This is a genomic window from Nocardia jejuensis NBRC 103114 (assembly GCF_001613145.1).
Taxonomy (GTDB): Bacteria; Actinomycetota; Actinomycetes; order Mycobacteriales; family Mycobacteriaceae; genus Nocardia; species Nocardia jejuensis.
This window is the reverse complement of sequence record NZ_BDBU01000022.1, coordinates 12737-36106: the sequence shown is the minus strand read 5'-3', so window position 1 is coordinate 36106 and position 23370 is coordinate 12737. Positions and strand designations below refer to the sequence as shown.

Sequence of the window (23370 nt, the reverse complement as noted above, 5' to 3'; positions counted from 1 at the left end):
TCCCGATCAGTTCCGAGGCCCGCCGGCCACGTAAATCACTTGGCCGGAGACGAATCCGGAATCCTCGCCCGCGAGGAACGAGATGGTGGCGGCGATGTCCTGCGGCTGCCCGGCCCGGCCGACCGGAATCTGCGCCACCACGGCCCTGGTGAAGTCGTCGAACGGCACACCCATGCGGGCGGCGGTGGCGGCGGTCATGTCGGTCTCGATGAATCCGGGAGCGACGGCGTTCGCGGTCACGCCGAACCTGCCGAGTTCGAGCGCCAGGGTTTTCGTGAAGCCCTGCAATCCGGCCTTGGCCGCGGCGTAATTGGATTGGCCGCGATTGCCGAGGGCCGAGGAGCTGGACAGGTTCACGATGCGGCCCCAGCCCTCGCCGATCATGTACTGCTGCGTCGCGCGGGCGAGCAGGAACGCCCCTTTGAGGTGCACGTCCATCACGGTGTCCCAGTCCTGGACACTCATCTTGAACAGCAGATTGTCCCGCAGCACACCGGCATTGTTGACCAGCACGGTCGGTGCGCCCAGTTCGGCGGCGACCCGCTGCGTCGCCTGCTCGACAGCGGATTCCCCGCTCACGTCGGCGGCGACGGCGAGCGCACGCCCACCGGCGGCCTCGATCTCCTTGACGACCACCTGACAGGCGGTTTCCTCGAGATCCAGAACAGCGACGGACATGCCGTCCGCGGCCAGCCGGAGTGCCACCGCACGACCTATGCCGCGTGCGGCGCCGGTGACGATGGCGGTCCGTTGAGGTCGATTCATCTGTCTTGTCCTCCAGAATCGTTGCCCGGCAGGCACATCACGCGCGCCGGGTGGTCTTCGCCGCTGCCGGTCGTCCATCACGGCTCAAGCTTTACCAGATAGTAAACATGAGCATGGCAAGTGCGCTAGACGTAGTACAAAACTTGGTTGCTGGCAGTGTATTTCCTTGACACTCAAACCCGGCCTGTGGAACGTTTTCCATCGCATGTTCCAAAACAAGGGATCTGAGTCGATGGCCCTCGTCCTCGATGGCATCGGTTTCCCGGGTACGGACCGGAGGTAGATGTGAAGGCTTGGCAGATAACACGATTGGGTGCTCCCGCGGATGCCCTGCGATGGACCGAACTGGACGAACCCGTGGCGGGCACGGGGCAGCTGGTCGTTCGAGTCCGTGCGGCCGCGGCCAACTTCCCGGACGTCCTGATGTGCCGAGGCGAGTATCAGATCCGTCCCGAGCTGCCGTTCACGCCCGGCGTCGAGCTCTGCGGCGAGGTGATCGCCGCCGATCCGCGCGCGGGAGGGGAATTCGAGATCGGTGATCGCGTCATCGGCGTGACATCGATGCCGCACGGCGCGTTCGCCGAACTCGCCGTGGTGAATGCCCGTGAGGTGTTCCCCGCCCCGGCCGTGCTCGAGGACCCGCAGGCTGCCGCGTTCCATATCGGCTACCAGACCGGATGGTTCGGGCTGCATCACCGGGCACGACTCCAGCGCGGCGAGACACTGCTCGTGCATGCCGCGGCGGGCGGAGTCGGCAGTGCGGCAGTGCAATTGGGCAAGGCCGCGGGCGCCCGGGTGATCGCCGTGGTCGGTGGTGCGGACAAGGCGGAGATCGCACGCGCGCAGGGGGCCGACATCGTCGTCGACCGAACCGTCGAGGACTTCGTCGGGGTGGTGCGCGCCGTCACCGCCGGCCACGGCGCGGACGTCATCTACGACCCGGTCGGCGGCGAAACCTACACCCGTTCCACGAAGTGCATCGCCTTCGACGGGCGGATAGTCGTGGTCGGCTTCGCCGCCGGTGTGGTGCAGGCTCCGGCGCTCAATCACGCCCTGGTGAAGAACTATTCGATCCTCGGCTTGCACTGGGGGCTGTACCGGCAGCATCGCTACCGTGCGGTGCGCGAGGCGCACGACGCGCTCGTGGAACTCGCGGACAAAGGGCTCGTATCCCCGGTGATCGACAGCACGATTCCGCTGGCCGATCTACCCGGCGCGCTCACCCGGCTGGGTGCGGGAGACACGGTCGGGAGGGTCATAGTCCGGCCGTGATGGTCGAGAAGTGCGGTGCCGCCGAGAAGTGCGGTGCCGCAGTCCCTTCCGATGCTGAGGCGGAGGCGCCCGGTAACCGGCGTCATTTCGTGCCGTCCGTCCGCGTCGGGGCCGAGGGCGCGACATCGGTATCGGAACGCAAGGCATTCTATGTTCCATTCAAGACCCCATCGAACTGAAGTTTAGCGAAAACACTCTTACCGAACGGTAAAGGATGCTAGCAATAGACAGGCACAACGACGTTCCAGGAGACCCACATGCCGACCCATCGCCCGACCCGCCGCACCCCCGTCCGCCGCCTGCTGGCCACCGCGATATTCACCTGCGCCGCAGCGCTTTCGAGCACCGGACCCGTCTCCGCGCAGCCCACCTATCCGGTCCCCTACGGACTGGGCGAGGGACTCGCGCACTACTTCGACCCGTCGTCCCCACCCGGCGCGAACGACTGGAACTGCCGCCCCACGCCGGAACATCCCGAGCCCGTCATCCTCCTGCACGGACTCACCGCGACGCAGGCAGCGGACTGGGCCACCCTCGCCCCGCTGCTGGCCAACAACGGCTACTGCGTGTTCGCGCTGAACTACGGCATGGAATCGCGCCTGCCCGCGCCGCTGAACACGGTGCCCGGCCTGCGTTCGATGGTCGAGTCGGCAACCGAGGAACTCGCCCCGTTCGTGGACCGGGTGCTCGCCGCGACCGGCGCGGCGAAAGTCGACTTCGTCGGACACTCCGAGGGCACCGTCATGCCGCGCTGGTACATCAAATACCTCGGCGGGGCCGCCAAAGTCGCCAAGTCGGTGAACCTCACCCCCATCAACAACGGGACCCAAGCCAACGGCGGGGCGCTGATCGGATCACTGCTCTCGCGGGTCGGACTCTGGGACGGTGCCCAGCAATTGATGGTGAACTCCGGAGCGGGCGCCGCGGTGCAACTGGCCACCGGATCGAACTTCCTCGCCTCACTCAACTCGGGCACCGCCTATGAGCCGGACATCCGATACACGTTCATCATGACCCGCTACGACGAGATCGTGCTGCCGTACACCAGCGGATTCGGGCCCCTCGCACCCAACATCACGAACATCGTCGTGCAGGACCAATGCCCGCTGGCGCTGTTCGAACACAACGGCGCGTCCTCCGATCCCGTTGCCGCACAGCATGTCCTGAACGCGCTCGACCCCGAGAACGCCGTACCCGTGAACTGCTCCGGTCGACCCCGCAACGGGTGAGATCCGAATTCCCCCAATGACTTTCGTAACCTCGGCCCGACCTCACGATCACGGAAGTGCAGCATGACCCGCTCACCCACCGCCACTGCTCCGCCATCCGTCCCCGCCGCGACCGGCATCTGGGGTCGCCAATTGGACCGCTTCCCCGGCACCGCCGCCCGCACCCGATACCTGGCCATCACCATCGCGGCCACGGTGGTGCTCTACTACCAGCTCTACGCCCAGGGCACCGTCGCCACCAAAGTCATCGCCGACCTCGGCATGTCGCTGACCTACTTCATCGTCATCCAGATCGTCGGCGGCGCGATCGGCGCGATCGGCTCGCTGGCGGCCGGACTCGCGGACCGATGGGGTCGCGCAAACCTCGTGGTCTACGGGCTGGTCATCGTCTCGCTGCTCATGCTTTTCGCGGTACCCGAAGTGGGCGGCGCGACGTCCTACCTGATGCTCTTCGCGCTGATCAGCGGGGTCGAAGGCGTGGTCCTGGTCGCCACGCCCGCCCTGATCAGAGACTTCTCCCCGCAGCTGGGACGAGCCTCGGCCATGGGCTTCTGGACCCTGGGGCCGGTGCTCGGCAGCCTGCTGGCCACCGCCATCTCCAGCAGCACCCTGGACGAGCATCCGCGCTGGCAATTCCAATTCCAGGTCGCGGGCATCATCGGCTGGATCGTCTTCGTCGCCGCGTTCATCTGGCTGCGAGAACTCGCCCCCGCACTGCGGGATCAGTTGATGGTCAGCCTTCGCGACCGAGCACTGCTCGAGGCCAGGGCTCGCGATCTGGATCCGGAATCGGTGCTCCGAGGGCACTGGCATCAGATGCTGCACGCTCGAATCGTGTTGCCCGCCATGGCGATCAGCAGCTACCTGCTGTTCTACTACCTGGCTGTCGGGTTCTTCGTACTGTTCTACGTCACCACCTACGGCTACAGCGAAGCGCGAGCCAACGCCCTCGCCAACTGGTACTGGATCGCCAACGCGCTCACCCTGGTGATCTTCGGGGCACTGTCCGATCTGATCCGGGTGCGCAAACCGTTCATGCTGATCGGCGGCGTGATCAGCGCGATCGGGGTCGGATGGTTCGCCGTCGCGACCGCCGCGGGCGATACCGGCTACTACCGCTTCGCCATGATCATCCTGGTCATCGCGTTCGGATCGGGCATGACCTTCGCGACCTGGATGGCGGCGTTCACCGAAACCGTCGAAGCGCGCAATCCCGCCGCGACCGCCACCGGACTGGCAGTGTGGGGCGCGAGCGTGCGCATCGCGGTCGTGCTCGGCTTCACCGGGCTCATCTTCCTGATCCCGGCCGCGAACGTACTGGTCGAATCCGGACACCGGGTGACCGAACTCGCCACCCGCTATCAGCCCGAACTGGCCACCCTGCAACGCCTCAGCCCCGCGGTCAAAGCCGAACTGTCCATGAAACCCGAGGATCCGGCGGTGCAGGCCGAAGCGCTCGGGCAGATCGCGAACCTGCCCACCGGAGACGTCGGACGGGTGATCACCCTACAGCGGCAACAGAATTCGCCGGGACTCACCGAATCGGACCAGCGATTCCTGCAACAGAACGGTGGCCGCGTCACCGACGCCGTCACCGCACTGCGCGCGGCGAGCGCCGTGCCCGCGGACGACCTGGCCTACCTCACCGTGCACGCGAGCGAGGTGCGGACCGCCGCGCACGATTCGCCCGGCCAATGGGGGCGACTGTGGTGGCTGTGCTTCGCGGCTCAGGTGCTGTTCCTGCCGTCCATCTGGTTGCTCACCGGGCGGTGGAGCCCGGCGGCCGCCCGCTCGGACGCCGAACGGCACCGCGCGGCCGTGGACGCCGAATTACATTCCGCGGGAACACGATAGCGACCATCGCTAGGGGCCCTCGGGACAGACGGGGGCTCCTAGCGGTCGATCCCCAGCAGTGTCCGCTGCACCTGCCGCAGATGCTCGACATCGCCCCGGATATCACCGGCCGTATCGTCGTACAGGAACGCCTCGGCGACCCGGGCGATGGAATACGCCAGCACCGAACCGTCGACCGGCGGCCGATATCCGTCCTGCTCACGAGCGCGATCGATCAGAGCCCTGATCACCGCGACGCTGCCCGCGTGCACCGGACCGTCAGCCCGGGTGATGAGGCGCAAGGCCGGACCGGACTCGTTCTCCAGGAACCGCCGCAACGCGGGGTCGGCCGCCACCGAACGGGTAGCGCGGTCGAGAACCTCGGAGATCCGCAGCACGCCCCGGCTGTCGCGCCGGCTGTCGATCCGGATCACCAGCTGCTCGAATTGGCGAGCGAGCGCGGCCCCCAGCAGCCCCTCCCGCGACCCGAACCACCGATACAGCGTGGTGCGGCTCATGCCGAGTTCGATTGCCACAGAACCCGCTTCGAACCGTTCTGCGGTCCCGAAGATGCGAATCGCGGTATCCAGCACCTGATCCACGGTGGCAGTGGGCGGGCGGCCCACCGGACGACCCTCGGGGACGGTCCGGACGATCCGCAACGGCGGATAGGCCTCGGAGACAACCGCACTCGCCGCCGGGTCGCTCGCCATCGCGGGACCGGCCGCGCGATCCAGCGCCCGCGCCGCATCGGGATCGAGCTGCCGCAGCGCCGCCACCGTCATCGAGATCGTCAACTCGGCGGCCGCGGTGACATCCAACCGCCGCTCGACCGCCTGCGTGACACCCCGCACGGCGATATCGGCCACCACCGCCGCGCAGAAATCCGCACTGGCGGCCCAGACCCGCTCATCCTTCTGATGCTCGACGCGAATCAACTCGGCGATCTTGGCGACGATCGGCCGCAGCACCCCATCGGAAATCTGCCTGGCATGCGGCCGGGTAGCCGACCCGAACAGCAACCGAAACCCCTGATCGTGCCGCGCCGCGAAATCGAAAAGCGCGTGCGTGGTGATATCGGTCTGCCGCTCGATCCCGAACCCGTCGGCCCGCCGATAGCTCTGAAGCATCCACCCCCGCAGCCGCTCCGCCTCACGCCGCACGCACGCCTCGAACAGCTGTTCCTTCCCCCCGAAATGCGAATACAGCGTCGGTTTCGACGTATCGGCGGCAACCGCCAACTCGTCCATCGTCGCGCGGTCGAACCCGTGCTCGGCGAACACCGCGACAACCCCATCCAACAGCGAGTCATCGGTAGGCCGCACCCCGGTCGACCGCCTCTTCCTGGCGACCCCGTCGAGGCCCGGCCCCGTGTTCGAGACGGTCATGCCGCCCAACGTTACCTCCCGCCCCATAACCCGCCGGGCACGCTCCCACCCCCCCGGATTCACCCCCCGACGGCAGTCTCCCACCGCAGCGGATTGTGCACCGATATCCCCTGCGCGACGAAGTTATAGGTCCCCGGCACCAACCCGCCATAGACCTCTTGCTCCCCGAGGCTCCTGATCTCGACGATCCGATCCCAGAAGACATCGCTGGTCGCGAACATCGCAAGCTCGGCATCGTCCAGGAGTGCCGCCATGCGGGCGAGGCGTGAGCGGCTCGGTGATCGTTTCCACATCGCCGAACCGCAGTACTGAGACCCCATTGCCGCCTGAAAGTCTCGATGCGTCATCCCCTTTGCGGCCATCGAAGAACGTATGTTCGCCCAGATCTCCTTGGGAACGGTGTCCACATTTGTATTGCGGCTTATCGGCTCGAGTTCGGCCAGAGCCGCTTTCGCGGCCAGTCCGCGCGCACCGTGGACTCCGATATCCCGGAGGAAGACAGTCTGGTTTTCCGCGCCGTCGATGGTGAGATGCCAGCAAACGCGGTAGCCCGGCTTGTGTGCTGGTTTGATGCGGCCGTGTACACCCAGCCGAACCAGCAGGTGGGCGACATCATCTGTGAGCTGGCGGCTGGTGGACGAATAGTAGATCCGCGCCTGTCGACTCTTCGCGTCCCAGCGCACAGAACCGTCGGTGGCCCAAAGATGTCGGAGGAAAAGCGCGATCTTGGTATTGGGCAACGAGAACACGCGTGTGGGAACGAACTTGTCGTAGCTGCGGAGCCCAAAAAGCCCGAGTTCATCGAGCCAGGCCGCGATCGGGTTCCGCCGTCCATGCGTGAGGTGGTAGGGCGCTGGGAGTCGGAGAGTCGTGACCCTGGCCGCCGGGTAGTCATCGCGGATCGCGGTCACGCCGAAGTGGGTCGCCGAGGCGGTTACTACCGAGAGGTTCTCTTCGTCGATGCTGGCGTAGCGGATCGGCTGCCGTTTCACGCAGGATCCATCTCCGATCATGTGCGCCAGCAGGATCACTTCGGGATCGGGCATGGATCCCGTGCGCACAGGCTGCGGTACATATCTCGGGATTGCCAGGCGGTCATCGGTTTCGAGTCGCGTCAAGGGAACCCAGCCACTCATCGTGAGGAACGGGTGGCTTCCTGTGGCCTCGAGCTCGCGGCCGGATGCCAGTCGGAGCCGGAACACTTCCGCGCGACCACTATGAAACACATGCACGATCGGTTGACAGACCATCCGCATGTGTTCATCTAGCGACCAGACCAATGGCTGCTCGCCGTTCTTCCATAGTGCACCGAGGGAAATTTCACTCCCGTTGTCGGCGCGAAGAATTCGCGTCGAGGCGGGAAAGCACCCCGACTTGCGAAGATCAAAACCCCTGTGAGGTATGTCCATCGATTGTTCTGGTCGGTGCCAATGCACTGGATAACAATAGCCGGAGCAGGACTAGCCGCGAGCCATATCGACGAACTTGCTCAAATGCAGCTGGTGCGCGACGGTAATCGTCGCAGTCGGGCCATTTCGGTGTTTACCGACAATAAGATCCGCTTCGCCACCGCGTGGGTCATCTCGCTCGAAAGCATCGGGCCTATGTAACAAAATGACCATATCGGCATCTTGCTCCAAACTTCCACTTTCGCGCAAATCGGACACCATTGGTCGCTTATCCGTCCGCTGCTCAGGACCACGGTTGAGCTGCGAAATCGCAATGACGGGAACTTCCAATTCCTTGGCCATCAGCTTCAAACTTCGAGAGAAGTCCGAAACTTCCTGCTGACGCGATTCGACCTTTTTACCCGAGGACATGAGCTGCAGGTAGTCGACGACAATCAACCGAAGATCATGCCGCTGCTTCAGCCGCCGAGCCTTGGCCCGAATCTCCATCATGGTCAGGTTCGGCGAATCATCCACGAACAGTGGCGCTTCGGAAATCTCGCTCATCCGCCGCGCGAGTTTCGTCCAGTCATCATCGGTCATGCGCCCCGACCGCATATCACCAAGCTTGATCTTCGCCTCCGCCGATAGGAGGCGCATGACAATTTCCGTACGACTCATCTCCAGCGAGAAGATAACGCTGGCCATCCCATGCTTGATAGAGCAACTGCGCATGAAATCCATTCCCAGGGTCGATTTGCCCACGCCCGGCCGGGCCGCGACGATGACCATTTGGCCGGGGTGCAGGCCGTTTGTCAGTTCGTCGAGTTCGGTGAATCCGGTGGGGACGCCGAGGGAGATACCGCCTCGGCTGGCGATGGAGTCGATTTCGTCCATCGTGGGCTGGAGGAGTTCTTCGAGGGGGAGGAAGTCTTCGGTGGCTCGGCGTTCGGTGACGTCGTAGAGCTCGGCCTGGGCGCGGTCGACGACCTCGGCGACGTCCTGGCCGTCGGCGCCGGCGTAGCCGTATTGGACGATGCGGGTGCCGGCCTCGACGAGGCGGCGCAGGATCGCCTTCTCCGCAACGATTTCGGCGTAGTAGCCGGCGTTGGCGGCGGTGGGGACCGTCTGGGTGATGGTGACCAGGTACGGGGGGCCGCCGATGCGCTTGAGGTCGCCCTTGCGGTCCAGGGCGGCGGCCACGGTGACCGGGTCGGCGGGTTCGCCGCGACCGTAGAGGTCCAGGATGGCGTCGTAGATGGACTCGTGCGCGGGGCGGTAGAAGTCGCCGGGGCGGATGACCTCGATGACGTCGGCGATGGCGTCCTTGGACAGCAGCATGCCGCCCAGCACCGACTGTTCGGCGGCCATGTCGTTGGGAGGCTGGCGGCCGAAATCCTCACCGGGGGCTTCGCGATAGTTGGAGGGGCCGTGGTCGTCGTGGCCGCGATCGTCGATGACTGCCATCAGGTGACCGTCCTCTCTCCTCCGGCCCGGATACGAGATCCATGACCCGTTGTACGCCTGCACACCGACATGTTTCGGCTGCCACGCGGTCCGGGCACGCGTCGGTGACGAGGTGCCGTGGGCGCGCACCGGCAAACCGGTGGTGCCGCCCGTGCGGTACCCGGAATCATGCCGTCCCCGAGGCCATGATCACGCAAATGATGCGAACCTAGGCGACCGGGCGGGCACCCGCCAAACCGAGCTGTGCACACACCTGTGGATAACGTGGGTATTGTTCACCTGCCGTTGTGCACCCCCTGTGGATTACTTGGGGACAACAGTCGGTGAGGGCCTTCAATCTCCAGGTAGTGGCCGATTTCTCAGTCTTCGCAACTGTGGATCAAACTGGTGCGGCGTGTCGCTGGACGGCCGCGTCCGGGCGTGTTGGGTGAACGGACCATGCCCAACATGTGACTCAACACACAATAGGAACGGTTGGTTCTATTTGTAATCCACAGCCTGGGAAAACGCGACGAGTCACGCAGAACGGCGACCCACGCCGATTACCCCCGAGCGGAAAAAGCCAATACCTGGCAAACGGAATCGGAGACCACCGAGAAGGTGGCCTCCGATTCCGAAGAGACCGTCACTCCCGATTCGAGATCGGGAACGCGGCAGCCGAATTACTCGGCGGCAGTGACCTGCAGGTCGAACTTCGCGGCCACATCCGGGTGCAGATGCACCACGACACCGTGCTTGCCGGTGGTCTTGATGTGAGCCTTCGGCAGCTCGATGCTGCGCTTGTCCACAACCGGGCCGCCGGCAGCCTTGATGGCGCCCGCGACGTCGGCGGTGGTGACCGAACCGAAAAGCTTGCCGGTGCCCGCGGTCTTGACGGACAGCGAGACGCCTTCCAGACCCTGCAGGGCCTGCTTCAGTTCGTTGGCGTGGTCGAGGTCGCGCACGCGACGAGCATCCTGCGCCCGGCGAATGCCAGCGACCTGCTTCTCCGCACCACGGGTGGCCACGATGGCCAGCCCACGGGGGAGCAGGAAGTTCCGGCCGTAGCCGTCCTTGACCTCGACGGTGTCCCCGGGCGCGCCGAGGTTGTCGACATCAGCGGTGAGAATGAGCTTCATTGCTGTGCCTTCCCTTCTCAGCGAGCGGTGGAGACGTAAGGCAGCAGAGCGACCTCACGCGAGTTCTTGACGGCGATGGCAACGTCGCGCTGGTGCTGGACGCAATTGCCAGTCACACGACGAGCGCGGATCTTGCCACGATCGGACACGTACTTGCGCAGCAGCGCGGTGTCCTTGTAATCGATCTTGGCGGTCCCGCTGACCTTCTTCTCCTTGCAGAAGGCGCAAGCCTTCTTCTTCAGCACCTTTTCGCGTGCCGGTGCTTTGGCCATGGTCTTACTCCGTAATTTTTGGGGAGCCTGGAGCTCCCTGCGAAAGCCGTTCCGGCAGGGCCGGATTAAGCCGATTGCCTAGAACGGCGGTTCATCGTCCATTTGGCCGCCCCCGAAGGAGCCGGCCGCGGGCGCACTGCCCCACGGGTCGTCGCCGGCACTCTGGCCGCCACGACCACCGCCACTGCCTCCACTGCCGCCGCCGGAAAAGCCGCCGCCGCCACCCGAAGGTGCACCGCCGCCGCCCTGCTGGCCGCCGCCCGAGAAGCCTCCGCCGCCACCGCCACGGGTGGTTTTGTTGATCTTCGCGGTCGCGTACTTCAGCGAAGGACCCACTTCTTCGACTTCGAGTTCGACGACTGTGCGCTTCTCACCCTCGCGGGTTTCGTAGGAGCGCTGCTTCAGTCGTCCGCTCACGATCACTCGTGAGCCTCGGGTCAGGCTCTCGGCGACATTCTCCGCAGCTTCACGCCAGATGTTGCAGCGCAAGAAAAGCGCTTCGCCGTCTTTCCATTCATTGGTATTACGGTCGAACACACGGGGAGTGGACGCGACCGTGAAGTTCGCGACCGCTGCGCCCGCGGGCGTGAATCGAAGCTCGGGGTCAGCCGTCAGATTTCCGATGACGGTAATGACCGTGTCGCCTGCTGCCATGGTTCCTCCTGCTTTCCGGTGCAGTCCGCAATATGCACTCGCGCTTGCCGATCAGCCTAGAGACATGGACCGACGATTTACGAGCGCACTTGCGGGAGGACTGGACTACTTCTTGTCGAGGCGCAGCACCTTGGTGCGCAGCACCGACTCGTTGAGCCCCAGCTGGCGATCAAGCTCGCTGACGGTGGCGGACTCGGCCGTCAGAGTGACGATCGCGTAGATGCCTTCAGCTTGCTTGGAGATTTCGTAGGCCAGACGACGGCGGCCCCAGATGTCGACGTTGTCGACCTTGCCGCCTTCGGTCCCGACAACACCGAGCATGGTGTTCAGGTTCGGGCCGACGGTGCGCTCGTCCAGGCTCGGATCGAGAATAACCATCACTTCATAATGACGCACGGACCTCATCACCTCCTGTGGTCTGTAAACGGCCACGGACGATCCGTGGCAGGAGGGTTCGTTGCGTCAGCAACCCGACAAGGCTACATGAGCTGCGAACGATCCCCGTAATGGGGTGGTTTCGGCGTTCTCGCGCCGGACAAAGAGGGTCACCACGCCGGTGCTCCGCCTAGGGTGGGGGCCATGTCGAACCGACTCGTGACCCGCGAGCCGGTCGCAGGCCCTCGCGCGGGTGCGGGATGGTCGGTGACCGGGCTCACAGCCATGCTGATCTGTTCGGTCACGCTGCTGCTCGCCTATCTCAACAAGGCGCGTTGTGCCGGTGCGCCGTTCGACGAGTCGGGCCGCAGCACGATCTTCGATTCGGTCAAGGACTCGAACGTCTGTTACTCGGACATCCAGTTCCTGTGGCTGGGGCGCGATATCAACGAGCACGTCTTCCCGTATCTGTCGGGCGGCATCACCGGGGACGGCATGCTCACCGGCGGCGCGGTCGAATACCCGGTTCTCAGTGGCCTTTTCATGTGGCTGGGCGCGCTGGGTGCGGACAATGACGCCGCGTTCCTGCTGCATTCGGCGCTGCTGCTGACGCCCTTCGCGCTGCTGACCGCGTACATGCTGGGCCGCATGGCCGGTCGCGCGGCGCTGCTGTGGGCCGCGGGCCCGCCGCTGGTGCTGTACGCCTTCCACAACTGGGAACTGCCCGTGGTGTGCACGGCGGTCGCCGCGTTCTATGTGGTCACCGCCATGACCCGATACTCGTTGCGCACCCGCGGAATTCTGGCCGCGGTGCTGCTGGGGATCGGTTTCTGTCTGAAGCTGTATCCGGGAATCTTCCTGCTGCCCCTGCTGATTCACGTGCTGCTCGGCGAGCACGACGAGTACGAACGCCGGCGCGACTACGACGTGCGCGGCGCCGTGCTGGTCGCGGTGACCGGTCTGCTCACCGTGATCGCGGTCAATCTGCCGTTCGCGCTGTCGGGGTACGAGGGCTGGCGCGCGTCGATCACGTTCCAGCAGTTGCGTCATGCCGACATCACCACCAATTCCATCTGGTACTGGGGTCTGCGCCCGATGTTCGGCAGTTCCGAGGCGGCCGAGGCGAGCTTCCAGGACGTGGTCTCGATGGCCTCGCCGCTGCTGGTGCTGGTCTCCTTCGCGCTGGCGACCTGGCTGGGCTGCAAACGCTACGTGGTCACCGGGGTCTATCCGTGGATCGGTGTGAGCGGCGCCATGCTGTGTGGATTCCTGTTGTTCCACAAGGTGCATTCGCCGCAGTACACGCTGTGGCTGATCCCGTTCCTGGTGCTGCTGGAAGTGCCGTGGTCGCTGATCGGGGTGTATCTGCTCGCGGACGCGTCGATCGGGATCGGCGTGTTCCGGTACTTCTACGCCCTCGGGTCCGGGCACAACGCGGACCTGCAGGAGAACATCGTGCTGTTCGGCGTGTGGGGGCGCGCCGCGTTGCTGCTGGTGTTCTTCTTCCTCTTCGTCCGGGCGCGCCCGCGCTGGTCAGGCCGGCTCGGCGTGCCGGGCGCGGAAGGCCGCGCTCTTGGCCCGGTTTCCGCAGACGGTCATATCGCACCACCGGCGCGAACCGCCGCGTGAGGTGTCGATATAGAGCCGGGTGCACCCCTCTCGCCCGCATTCCTTGATCCGTTCGCGTTCCGCGCCGCCGAGTAGTTCGACGGCCGAGCGGGCGATGGCGGCGAGCGCGTGCGCCGCGCTGCCGGTGTGGTGCACGGTGCCGTCCGGGCGCAGTGTGGCCTCGGGAATTCCGCCTCGCGCAACGGTATTGACGAGCCGGCGGTCGGCGTCGGGGAACGCCTCGCCCGCCATGGCGGCCTGCGCCAGGCGGTAGGCGGCCTCGCGCAGGGTCGCGGCGTCGCCGACGGTGGCGTCGTCGCACTCCGGGGCGCGGTCGAGCAGGCCCGACGCGCGTATCCAGTCACCCAGGGCCGCAGGCGTTCTCACCATGTCGCGCTGTTCGGCGCGGCGGCCGGACAGTGTGCCGATGAAGTTCAGCGCGAGATTGCCGCTGACGAAGAAGTGCGGGTCGTCGAAGTGGGACACCTGTTCATAGTAACCCTCTTGACAGGTTATTCCACCGATGCGACGGTAGTAACCATCCAAGATGGTTAGCGCGGAAGGGGTGATCCGATGAACAACCGGCTCTTGGAGGTGGCGGGTCCGCCCGCCCTGATCTTCATGTGGAGCAGCGCCTTCATCGCGGGCGTCATCGGCGTCGGGGCGGCGCCGCCCATGCTGGTGCTGTTCGGCCGCTTCGCGATCGCCGGAGTCCTGCTGATCGTGCTGGCCCTGGTGACGGGCGCGACCTGGCCCCGGGGGCGGGTGCTCGCGCACACCATGGTCGCCGGACTGCTCATGCAGATGGTCCAGTTCGGCGGCTTCTACACCGCGATGGGCGAGCACGTCACCGCCGCGGTGATCTCGCTGGTGCAGGGCCTGAGCCCGGTGGTGATCGCGGTCTTCGCGGGCCTGCTCGGGGAACGGGTGAGCCGCCTGCAGTGGCTGGGCTTCGGAATCGGCGGTCTGGGAGTCGGTCTGGCCGTTCTGGATCAGTCCTCGTTCTCGCTGTCCGGACTGCTGCTGTGCGTGGTGGGCCTGCTCGGGCTGAGCCTGGGCACCGTCTATCAGAAGCACTTCACCCCGAAGATCGATCCGCGTGCCGGCACCGCCGTGCACATGGCGGTGGCCGCGCCCTTCGCGGGCCTGATGGTGCTGGCGGGCGGCGACTTCCACGTCTCGGATCCCGGGCGCTTGACCGGATCGCTGATCTGGATGGTGCTCGTCAATTCCATGGGCGCGTTCCTGCTGCTGAACACCATGCTGCAGCGCTGGGACGCCACCCGGGTCAGCCGCATGTTCTTCGTCATTCCCGCGGTGACCGCGGTGATGGCCTGGCTGGTCATCGATCAGCCGCTGCACGCCTTGACGGTGGTCGGACTGACCGTGGGCCTGCTCGGCACGGTGCTCGCGGCACGGCCCGGTTCACCGGCGCCCGACCGGCCCGCCGCCGATGCCGCCGCCGCGGTGCCCCCGCCGGTGACGGCGCTTCGCCGCTGAGGATCGTCACCGAGTCGGGCCGATCCGAATGGCCCGGCGAGGGATCTCCCGGCGGCGCCACGCATTCCAGCCGCTGTCCGCCCATCCTGATTCGCACCCGGCAGACTGTCCCCATGCTGCATCTGCGAGTCCTCGCACCGACGGAAATGACGGACGAGATCCTCGAATGCCTGGAGATCGACGAGGCGGTGAGCGGACTCGCGGTGTTCCGCGGGGCCGGGGTGCGACCGCCCGGCGATCTGATCATGGCGCAGGTGGCCCGCGAGGGTGCGAACGACATCGTGCAGCGGTTGCGTGAGCGAAAAGTGCACCAGCACGGCAGCATCGAACTCGAGGGCGTGGACACCTGGATGTCGCGCAAGGGCTTCGACGCCGAATTACGCACTCCGGGCAGCAGTTCCGATGCGGTGGTGTGGGCTCAGGTCGCCCAGCGCGCCTACGAGGACTCGGAGCTGAACTGGACGTATCTGAGTTTTCTCACCATGGCGACGGTCATCGCGAGCATCGCCATCATCACCGATTCGGAGATCCTGGTCGTCGGCGCGATGGTGCTCGGACCCGAGTTCGGCGCGATCGCGGCGCTGGGCGTCGCCCTGGTGCGCAAGCGTTTCGTGCTGCTGCAACTGGCGATTCGCACACTGGTGGTCGGGTTCCTGGTGGCGATCGCGGTCACCCTGGTGCTCACGCTGGCCGGTCGCGGGCTGGGCTGGATCGCACTGGACGACATCGTCGGCGCGCGGCCGAACACGGCCTTCATCTACACGCCGGACAAGTGGTCGTTCATCGTGGCGCTGATCGCGGGCGCGGCGGGGGTGCTGTCCATCACCTCGGCGAAATCGATCGGACTGGCGGGCGTGTTCATCTCGGTCACCACCGTGCCCGCCGCGGGCAATATCGCGCTGGGCGTGGCGTTCCTGAACGGATCCACCATCTGGGGCAGTGTGGCGCAGTTGTTTCTGAACATCGCCGGTATGGCGATCGCGGGCTGGCTGACGCTGGTGGTGCAGGAGCGGTTGTGGACCCGGGTGTCCGTGCGCCGGGCGCGGCATCTGCGGGTGCCGCGCCGCATGCTGTGAGAACCAGGCGCCCCCAGCCACATAGAGAACCAGCCACATCCGAGAAACCAGCCGCATACGAGAAAACCCGTGCCCGCCACGATGAAATCTCGTGGTGGGCACGGGCATCCGTTGCTCGGGGTCAGCCGACGGGCGTGGTTTCCTGCACGCTCACCGCTTCGGAGTCCTCGCCGCCCTGGCGGCGGTTGCGGATCAAGCTGGTGATGAACGCCGCGCCGATGAACGCGACACCCACCAGGCCGGTGATCAGCTCGTTGACGTGCACGCCGATCGAGATCAGCAGGATGATCGCCAGTGCGCCGATCGCCCAGTGCGCGCCGTGCTCGAGGTACACGTACTCCGAGAGCGTGCCCTTGCGGACCAGGAACACGGTGATCGAGCGGACGAACATCGCGCCGATCAGGCCGAGGCCCAACGCGATCAGGATCGGGTCGGAGGTGATGGCGAACGCGCCGATGACGCCGTCGAAGGAGAACGACGCGTCGAGTACCTCCAGATACAGGAACAGGAAGAACGCGGCCTTGCCGGCGACCTTGACCGTTTCGGACGGTCCGCTCGCGCCCTCTTCGCCCTCTTCCTCGACATGGAACATCGATCCGAGGCCGTCGACGGTGATGTAGGTGATCACGCCGAGCACACCCGAGAGCAGCACGGTGCCGCGGTGCGCGTCGTCCGCGATGACCTCAGCGGCGATCAGCACCGCGCCGAGGGTCAGCACGACCGAGAGCATGTCCAGCTTGCCGAGCTTGGCCAGCGGGCGCTCGATCCAGCCGAGCCAGGTGATCTCGTGCTCGTCGAGGATGAAGTTCAGGAACAGCAGCAGCAGGAACGCGCCACCGAACGCCGCGATCGCGGGATGCGCGTCGGTGAGCAGCTTCTCGTAGGAGGCGCTGCCGTCGGGGAAGGTCAGCGCACCGTCCTCCGGCGGGTTCATCGCCAGGTCGAAGGCGCGCTTGGGGTCCAGTCCGGCGGTGATCCACACGATGACGAGCGGGAACACCAGCCGCATACCGAACACTGCGATGACCACGCCGACGGTCAGGAAGATCTTCTGCCAGAACTCGGTCATCCTTTGCAGGACACTGGCATTGATGACGGCGTTGTCGAACGACAGTGACACCTCGAGGATGCCCAGGATGGCGCACAGTGCCAGCGCTGTCGGTCCGCCGTACCACGCCGCTGCCGCCAGCGACAGCACCGTGATGATGATGGAGAGGCCGAATATACGCACCGCTAGGGGGCCTTTCATTGTGCCGGGATCGGTTCGGTGGGCCGGTGGTTTCACCGGGCCGGACGCATCAGCCACGTCCGGGGGACCCGAGCGTCCCGAGTCCCCCTGCGGCAGCGGTTATTCGACTAGATGTTGACGCCGTAGTCGCGAGCGATGCCCGCCAAGCCCGACGCGTAGCCCTGACCGACGGCGCGGAACTTCCACTCGGCGCCGTTGCGGTACAGCTCGCCGAAGACCATGGCGGTCTCGGTCGAGGCGTCCTCGCTCAGGTCGTAGCGGGCCAGCTCGGTGCCGTTGCTGCGATCCACGACGCGGATGTACGCGTTGCGGACCTGGCCGAAGCTCTGGGCGCGGGTCTCCGCGTCGTAGATCGAGACCGGGAAGAAGATCGACTCGATGGTCGGCGGGGTGCCGGCCAGATCGACGTTGATGACCTCGTCGTCGCCCTCGCCCTCACCGGTGAGGTTGTCACCGGTGTGCACGATGGAGCCCTCCGGAGAGGTCAGGTTGTTGAAGAAGACGAAGTGCTTGTCCGAGACAACCTTCTTGTCGGCTCCGGTCGCGATGGCGCTCGCGTCCAGGTCGAAGTCGGACCCGGTGGTGGTCCGCACATCCCAGCCGAGGCCGACGGCGACCGCGGTGAGGTTCGGAGCTGCCTTGGTCAGCGAGACATTGCCGCCCTTGGCCAAACTGACACCCATGCGGGAATCCCTTTCGTTGAAAGCGTTTTAGCAGTGCTGTACGCGGCATGTCCGATTTGCCGGGGTCCGCAGATACGACACTAGTAGCTTTGCCGGGCCTTGTGCAGGAACAAACCGAGGACATCCCTCGGGACAACCCTGTCACACGACATGTCAGCAGTTGATCGTCATCATCGCCCTCGGTGTGAACGTTCTCCTAACATCGAAGCGTGACAGCCCGTAGGCGCGCATGGTTCCGGTCCGCTCGGAGCAACGAATGGCTGCAACAGGCTCGCCAGAGCCTCACCGCGGCCTTCCTGGACATGGATCGGCGTCAAAGCGTTGCCGAGGCTGCGGTGGCCGCCTCGTCCGAGATGTATCCCGAACGCGGTCTGACGGCGAAATGGGAGACCGTGCGGGCCCGCTGCTACGACGCGGCCGGTGCGTACCTGGCCCTGAACGAGCGGCTCGACCAGGCCGAACGCGACGGCACCACGGTCCCGCAGCCCGAGATCGACGTGCACATCCGCCGACTCTCGGATGCCGCGGTGGCGGTGGACGAGTTCTATCGCGGCAATCAGGCGCAATTGGAGAGCGCGGTCGCGCTGTACGGGGCAGTGCCGCAACTGGCCGCGCAGGTCCGGATCGCGGCCGAGCAGACCAGGCAGGCCGCCGGCGATTCGCCGTACACCGAATACCCCTCGGTGCGGCGCTCGGCGGCCGCGGTGGATGAGGGACTCGTCACACTCGAACGCGCGATCGGCGGTCCCGCGGGAGCGCTGCGCGAGGCGGCGACGCGATTGGAGAATCACACCCGGGCGTTGTCAAGGGCACTGGAAGACGCACCCGGCAAACAGCATTCGGCGAGCACCGCGCTCGCCTCGGCAGCAACCCGTTCCTCCGCCGCGCGCAACCGATTGGAGCGCGTGGTTCCGGCCATGTCGGCCCTGCTCCGAGAGTTCAATGCTGCGAGTTCGGTAGATTTGGCCAACAATGAGCGGCAAGCCCAGCAAGCTGTGGCCGCTGCCGAAGCGGAGCTGTCGCGCGCGCGGGCCGCACTGCAGAACCACGACCCGGAGCAAACGCTTGAGCTGACCACATCCGCTCGCGCCCATCTCGCCACCGCCGAGGAGCAGGCAGAGGCCGTCACCGACCGCCTCGCACTGCTGCGCGAGGTGCGTGACAGACCACAGGACAGGGCCAAGGCCGTCCGGTTCAAACTGCGCGACGCGCAGATGCTGGCGGTCAACAGCGGTCTCGTCGCGCAGTGGGGTTCGGTGCTCGACGCACAGTCCGAACGCCTGGATCGAGTGGCGAACGGCCTGTCCACCGGCCCGCATCCCGACTACTGGGCGTACGTGTCGGAGCTCGAGGCCATCAGGGTGTTCATCGCCGGTGTTGTCGAACGCATGCGGAAGACCGAAAGATAGACCGGAATCACTAGCTAGGAGAAATGGGGGGACGATGACCGCGATTATCACCACCTGTCCGGAAACCACCCCCGTGTCGCTGGACAAGCGGCAGCCGCTGAAACACTTTCGGCAGGTCCCGGGGCCGGAGATGCGGCTGCTGTTCCATCGGCTGCCCGAACCGTTCGGCGACACCCTCGACCGCGGCACCCTCGCCATGGCGCTGGGCGCGACGCTGTACGTGCCCGCCACGCGTGCGGACCTGAGCGCCACCATCGTGCGACGGGCCAAGAGCGGCGTGTGCTCGATGGTCATCGACCTCGAGGACGCGGTCGCCGACGACGAGGTGGAATTCGCGACCGAGCAGGCCGCGGTGACCCTGAACGAGCTGGGTGCGGGCAAGGACCCCTACCCGCTGCTGTTCGTGCGGGTCCGCGATGCCGCGGCGGTCGCGGAGATCGTCGATCTGCTCGGGGCCGGCGGGCAGGCGCTGACCGGCTTCGTCTTCCCCAAGTTCGACAGCCGATCCGCCGCGGAATACCTCGCGACCCTCGAGTACGCCTCGGAACGGCTGGGGCGCAACGTGTTCGGTATGCCGGTGCTGGAATCGCCCGCGCTGGTTCATCGTCAGACCCGTGACCACGAGCTGCATCTGATCGAGGACGTGCTCGCCGCACATCGCGATCGGGTGCTGGCGGTGCGGATCGGAGCCACGGATATGTGCTCCACCTTCGGAATTCGGCGCGATCGCGATCTCACGATCTACGACGTGCGCGTGGTCGCGGACGTCATCGCCGACATAGTCAACTACCTCGGCCGCGCCGACGGCACCGGATACACCATCACCGGACCGGTGTGGGAGTACTTCGCCGACCACGAGCGCATGTTCCGGCCGATGCTGCGCACTTCACCGTTCGCCGAGGTGGACGCGGTGCCCTTCCGCGAACACCTGGTCAGCCGCGATCTGGACGGCCTGCTGCGCGAGATCACCCTCGACCGCGCCAACGGCATCCAGGGCAAGACCGTCATCCATCCCTCGCACGTGGCGGTGGTGCACGCACTGTCGGTGGTCACCCACGAGGAGTACTCCGACGCGCTGGACATCCTGCGCGTGGACGTCGGCGGCGTGGCCGCCTCGGAATACCGCAACAAGATGAACGAGATGCGCCCGCATCGCAGCTGGGCCAACCAGACCATGCTGCGCGCCAGGGTATTCGGCGTCACCAACAAGGGCGTGTCCTTCGTCGACCTACTGAAAGCGGTGGCATCGTGACCCCGAATCCCTGGGCCACCCGCGAGCTCGGACTGGGCCTGCGGCACGCCGACTCGCACGGCACGGACGCGCAGTGGCTGATCCCCGCACTCGTGGAACCGGGTCTGCGGCACAACAACTCCCGGCGCGCGCACCTGCTGGTGTCCACGGTGCTGGGCAAACACGTGCCGACCGATCCGCACCGCGTCCTGGACGCGGGCAACCGGCTCGGCGACCTGGTGCGCGATGTCCTGTCCGGGCGGTCGAGCGCCGCCGGTGCGCGTGCGGACTCCACCGGCTCGGTCGAAGAGTCTTCCGCGCAAACCGATTCGCCCGACGTCGCAGCCGTCGTGCTGGGGTTCGCGGAGACGGCCACCGGGCTGGGGCACTGTGTGGCGGCCCGTATCCACGCCCGGTGTTACCTGCACTCCACCCGCCGCGAGGTGCCGACCGCGCACACCCTGACCGGATTCGAGGAGGGGCACTCGCACGCCACCTCGCATCTGCTGCAGCCCGCGCCGTCCGGGATCTTCCTCAACGCCCTGCCCATGGTGCTCGTCGACGACGAGATCTCCACCGGGGCAACGGCATTGGACGCGATCCGGGCGCTGCACGAGTTCACCCCGCGCTCGCACTACATTCTGGCCTCGCTGGTGGACATGCGCACCGCGGCGGACAAGGCCGCGTTCGAGCGGGCGGCCGCGGAGCTGGGCGCGCGCATCGACACCGTCTGCCTGGCCTCGGGGGAGACCCTGCTGCCCGACGGACTGGTCGACTCCGTCGCCGCGCTGCCCGATCCGGTGCTGAACCCGGTCGCCGACGTGCGCGGTGAGTTCGCGCGCATCGAATTGCCTTGGCCGAAGACGGTTCCCGAGGGTGGACGGCACGGCGTCCTGAGCACCGACGCGGCCGCGTTCGAGACGGCGCTGGCCGAGACCGCCGAACGACTATGGCGCGAACTGGACGCGATGACCTGGGTGAGCCAGGACGACGCTGCCCCGGATCTGGCCGCCGGACCGCGTCCGGTGATCGTGCTCGGGCACGAGGAGTTCATGTACCTGCCGCTGCGCTTGGCGCAAGCCCTGGCCGGCAGCGCCGTCCCGACGCGGTTCCAGACCACCACGCGCTCCCCGGCCTACGTCCTGGACGAGCCCGGCTACCCGCTGCGTCGCGGATTCCGTTTCACCGCACCCGAATCCGGCGCCGAAGCCGGCGAGGACGTGCCCCGCTATCTCTACAACGCGCACTGGCCGCAGCCGTCCGGCGTGGACCCGATTCTGCTGGTCGTGATCGACGAACCCGCCGACACCCCCAGCCTGACCGCCCCCGGCGGACTGATCGACGTGCTGACCGCCTCCGGCTCGGACGTCGTGCTGGCGGTGCTGCCCGGGGCGGACCCGCGCACCCTCACCAACGCCCGCGCGCACCTCACCGACCCTGCCGAGCCCGCCGAACCCGCCATGGTGAGCTGGCCCTCGGACACCGATCCGAGCGAACTGCTCGCCGCCGATCCGGCCGAACTGCTGGCCATGGGTCTGCCCGATCCTGTTGCCCCACTGCCGGATTCGGCCGTCGATCTGGCTGCCCGGCTGATCGATTCGACAGCGGACTCGGTCGAGTTCATCGCCGCGTCGATAGACGCCGCCGAAAGCCGAATCGACGCCGGGGAAGATCAGCCTGCCTCCGGTCCGGTCGACGAGGTCGTGCTGCCGGAGCCGCTGTACGGTCCCGACTTCGGGTCGTACGCGCCGGACGAGGTGGCGTGGCTGCTGAAGGATCTGTCGGCGGCGGATCTGGAAGCCGATGTGGCCGAACGTGAACAGCGGATCCAGGCGGGCGAGGCGCACTACGCGGAATCGCTGCCGATCGAGTTCCAGCCCGACGCGGCCTACCGGGAGCTGTTCGACACGGTGCTCGAGCAGAGCGCCGAGCGGCTGGCCCTCGCGGTCGCCACGGTGTCCGAACTCGTCGTCGCCGAGCGCGGCGAGGAGATCGTGCTGGTGTCGCTGGCGCGCGCCGGAACGCCGGTGGGTGTGCTCATGCGCCGCTGGCTGGCCACCCGCGGGATCGACGCGCCGCACTACGCGGTGTCGATCGTGCGCGACCGGGGCATCGACTCGGTGGCGTTGGATTACCTGGCCCGGCACCATGACTCGGCGAACATCGTGTTCGTGGACGGCTGGACCGGCAAGGGCGCGATCACCCACGAGCTGGCCGACGCCCTGGAGGAGTATCACGCCGCCGGTGGGGCGCGGTTCAATCCGGATCTGGCGGTGCTGGCCGATCCGGGAGCCTGTGTCAGCACCTACGGCACCCGCGACGACTTCCTGATCGCCTCGGCCTGCCTGAACTCCACGGTCTCCGGACTGGTGTCGCGCACCGTGCTCAACGACACGCTGATCGGTCCCGGCGACTTCCACGGCGCGAAGTTCTACCGCGAACTCGCCGCCGACGACGTCTCGGGCCGTCTGCTGGACGCGGTCACCGCCCGCTTCGACACGGTGCGCCCGCTGGTCGCGGAAAATCTTGCCGCGGTGGTCGATTCGGATCGCACGCCGACCTGGGCGGGCTGGGCCTCGGTCGAGAAGGTGCGTGAGGCGTACGGCATCTCCAGCGTGAACTTCGTGAAACCCGGTGTCGGAGAGACCACCCGGGTGCTGCTGCGCCGGGTGCCGTGGCGGGTGCTGGTGCGCGAGGCCGACGCCCCCGAGCACGCCCACATCCGGATGCTCGCCGCCGCCCGCGATGTTCCCGTCGAGGTGGTGCCGGATCTGGCCTACGCGTGCATGGGCCTGATCAAGGATGTGAACAAGTAGTGCCGGAGAACGGACGACCCGTGCGCAAGGCGACGCT

19 protein-coding genes and 1 pseudogene are annotated in these 23370 nt (G+C 66.4%); 9 read left to right on the top strand and 11 right to left on the bottom strand.

Translation table 11 applies throughout. The features are described from left to right. Positions 1-6: 6 nt before the first annotated feature. Complete coding sequence (fabG, locus tag NJ1_RS17610) at positions 7-765, bottom strand: 3-oxoacyl-ACP reductase FabG (protein ID WP_067695245.1); 759 nt, start codon at positions 763-765, stop codon at positions 7-9. A 285-nt stretch (positions 766-1050) separates the two neighbouring features. Here fabG and NJ1_RS17605 point away from each other — a divergent pair, with 285 nt between their 5' ends. The 3 genes from NJ1_RS17605 (at position 1051) to NJ1_RS17595 (ending at position 5120) form a co-directional block, all read left to right on the top strand. Further along, a complete protein-coding gene (locus tag NJ1_RS17605) occupies positions 1051-2037 on the top strand; it encodes an NADPH:quinone oxidoreductase family protein (RefSeq protein ID WP_067695242.1) in 987 nt (328 codons plus the stop codon). A gap of 257 nt (positions 2038-2294) precedes the next feature. Further along, a complete protein-coding gene (locus NJ1_RS17600; RefSeq protein ID WP_084478443.1) occupies positions 2295-3266 on the top strand; it encodes a lipase family alpha/beta hydrolase in 972 nt (323 codons plus the stop codon). A gap of 63 nt (positions 3267-3329) precedes the next feature. Next, positions 3330-5120, top strand: coding sequence for an MFS transporter (locus NJ1_RS17595; RefSeq protein WP_067695238.1), 1791 nt, complete (start codon positions 3330-3332; stop codon positions 5118-5120). Between the two features lie 38 nt (positions 5121-5158). Here NJ1_RS17595 and NJ1_RS38210 read toward each other — a convergent pair whose 3' ends face one another. From NJ1_RS38210 to rpsF, 7 genes and pseudogenes are all read right to left on the bottom strand, one after another. Next, positions 5159-6487, bottom strand: a complete 1329-nt coding sequence (locus NJ1_RS38210; protein ID WP_169813164.1) for a TetR/AcrR family transcriptional regulator — start codon at positions 6485-6487, stop codon at positions 5159-5161. Between the two features lie 86 nt (positions 6488-6573). Then, positions 6574-7860, bottom strand: a pseudogene (locus tag NJ1_RS17585) (LAGLIDADG family homing endonuclease); the annotation flags it as partial. Positions 7861-7947: 87 nt separating this feature from the next. Beyond that, positions 7948-9342, bottom strand: a complete 1395-nt coding sequence (dnaB, locus tag NJ1_RS17580) for a replicative DNA helicase (protein WP_067695237.1) — start codon at positions 9340-9342, stop codon at positions 7948-7950. 662 nt (positions 9343-10004) lie between these two features. Further along, positions 10005-10460 carry a 50S ribosomal protein L9 gene (gene rplI / locus NJ1_RS17575; RefSeq protein WP_067695235.1) on the bottom strand — a complete coding sequence of 152 codons (456 nt, stop codon included), beginning with the start codon at positions 10458-10460 and terminating at the stop codon, positions 10005-10007. A 17-nt stretch (positions 10461-10477) separates the two neighbouring features. After that, positions 10478-10732: a 30S ribosomal protein S18 gene (rpsR, locus tag NJ1_RS17570; RefSeq protein WP_067695233.1), complete on the bottom strand. Its 255-nt coding sequence runs from the start codon at positions 10730-10732 to the stop codon at positions 10478-10480. A gap of 78 nt (positions 10733-10810) precedes the next feature. Continuing rightward, positions 10811-11386 carry a single-stranded DNA-binding protein gene (locus NJ1_RS17565; protein WP_067695230.1) on the bottom strand — a complete coding sequence of 192 codons (576 nt, stop codon included), beginning with the start codon at positions 11384-11386 and terminating at the stop codon, positions 10811-10813. A 105-nt stretch (positions 11387-11491) separates the two neighbouring features. Continuing rightward, the gene (gene rpsF / locus NJ1_RS17560) at positions 11492-11782 is read right to left on the bottom strand and encodes a 30S ribosomal protein S6 (protein ID WP_067695491.1); all 291 of its coding nucleotides are present in this window, start codon (positions 11780-11782) and stop codon (positions 11492-11494) included. A 264-nt stretch (positions 11783-12046) separates the two neighbouring features. On the opposite strand from rpsF, the gene NJ1_RS17555 reads away from it, so the two are divergent. After that, complete coding sequence (locus NJ1_RS17555) at positions 12047-13390, top strand: glycosyltransferase family 87 protein (protein WP_084478460.1); 1344 nt, start codon at positions 12047-12049, stop codon at positions 13388-13390. Here the strand turns inward: NJ1_RS17555 and NJ1_RS17550 are convergent. Then, positions 13295-13855 carry a CGNR zinc finger domain-containing protein gene (locus tag NJ1_RS17550; protein WP_067695228.1) on the bottom strand — a complete coding sequence of 187 codons (561 nt, stop codon included), beginning with the start codon at positions 13853-13855 and terminating at the stop codon, positions 13295-13297. The two genes, NJ1_RS17555 and NJ1_RS17550, sit on opposite strands and share 96 nt — an antisense overlap. An 87-nt stretch (positions 13856-13942) precedes the next feature. On the opposite strand from NJ1_RS17550, the gene NJ1_RS17545 reads away from it, so the two are divergent. Both NJ1_RS17545 and NJ1_RS17540 read left to right on the top strand, forming a co-directional pair. After that, the gene (locus NJ1_RS17545; RefSeq protein WP_157574061.1) at positions 13943-14869 is read left to right on the top strand and encodes a DMT family transporter; all 927 of its coding nucleotides are present in this window, start codon (positions 13943-13945) and stop codon (positions 14867-14869) included. A 113-nt stretch (positions 14870-14982) separates the two neighbouring features. Next, the gene (locus NJ1_RS17540) at positions 14983-15945 is read left to right on the top strand and encodes a DUF389 domain-containing protein (RefSeq protein WP_067695224.1); all 963 of its coding nucleotides are present in this window, start codon (positions 14983-14985) and stop codon (positions 15943-15945) included. A gap of 121 nt (positions 15946-16066) precedes the next feature. Here NJ1_RS17540 and NJ1_RS17535 read toward each other — a convergent pair whose 3' ends face one another. Continuing rightward, complete coding sequence (locus tag NJ1_RS17535; RefSeq protein WP_067695222.1) at positions 16067-17194, bottom strand: DUF475 domain-containing protein; 1128 nt, start codon at positions 17192-17194, stop codon at positions 16067-16069. A gap of 107 nt (positions 17195-17301) precedes the next feature. Continuing rightward, on the bottom strand, positions 17302-17877 hold the full coding sequence (locus NJ1_RS17530) for a TerD family protein (RefSeq protein ID WP_067695219.1): 576 nt from the start codon (positions 17875-17877) through the stop codon (positions 17302-17304). A gap of 209 nt (positions 17878-18086) precedes the next feature. On the opposite strand from NJ1_RS17530, the gene NJ1_RS17525 reads away from it, so the two are divergent. The 3 genes from NJ1_RS17525 to NJ1_RS17515 are packed head-to-tail and all read left to right on the top strand — an operon-like array spanning position 18087 to position 23333. After that, the gene (locus NJ1_RS17525) at positions 18087-19286 is read left to right on the top strand and encodes a hypothetical protein (RefSeq protein WP_245717436.1); all 1200 of its coding nucleotides are present in this window, start codon (positions 18087-18089) and stop codon (positions 19284-19286) included. Between the two features lie 34 nt (positions 19287-19320). Beyond that, entirely contained in the window at positions 19321-20538 is a 1218-nt protein-coding gene (locus NJ1_RS17520) for an HpcH/HpaI aldolase/citrate lyase family protein (protein WP_084478440.1), read from the top strand. Then, positions 20535-23333 carry a phosphoribosyltransferase gene (locus tag NJ1_RS17515; RefSeq protein ID WP_067695216.1) on the top strand — a complete coding sequence of 933 codons (2799 nt, stop codon included), beginning with the start codon at positions 20535-20537 and terminating at the stop codon, positions 23331-23333. Before NJ1_RS17520 ends, NJ1_RS17515 begins: the two co-directional genes overlap by 4 nt. The last annotated feature ends 37 nt before the right edge of the window (positions 23334-23370 follow it).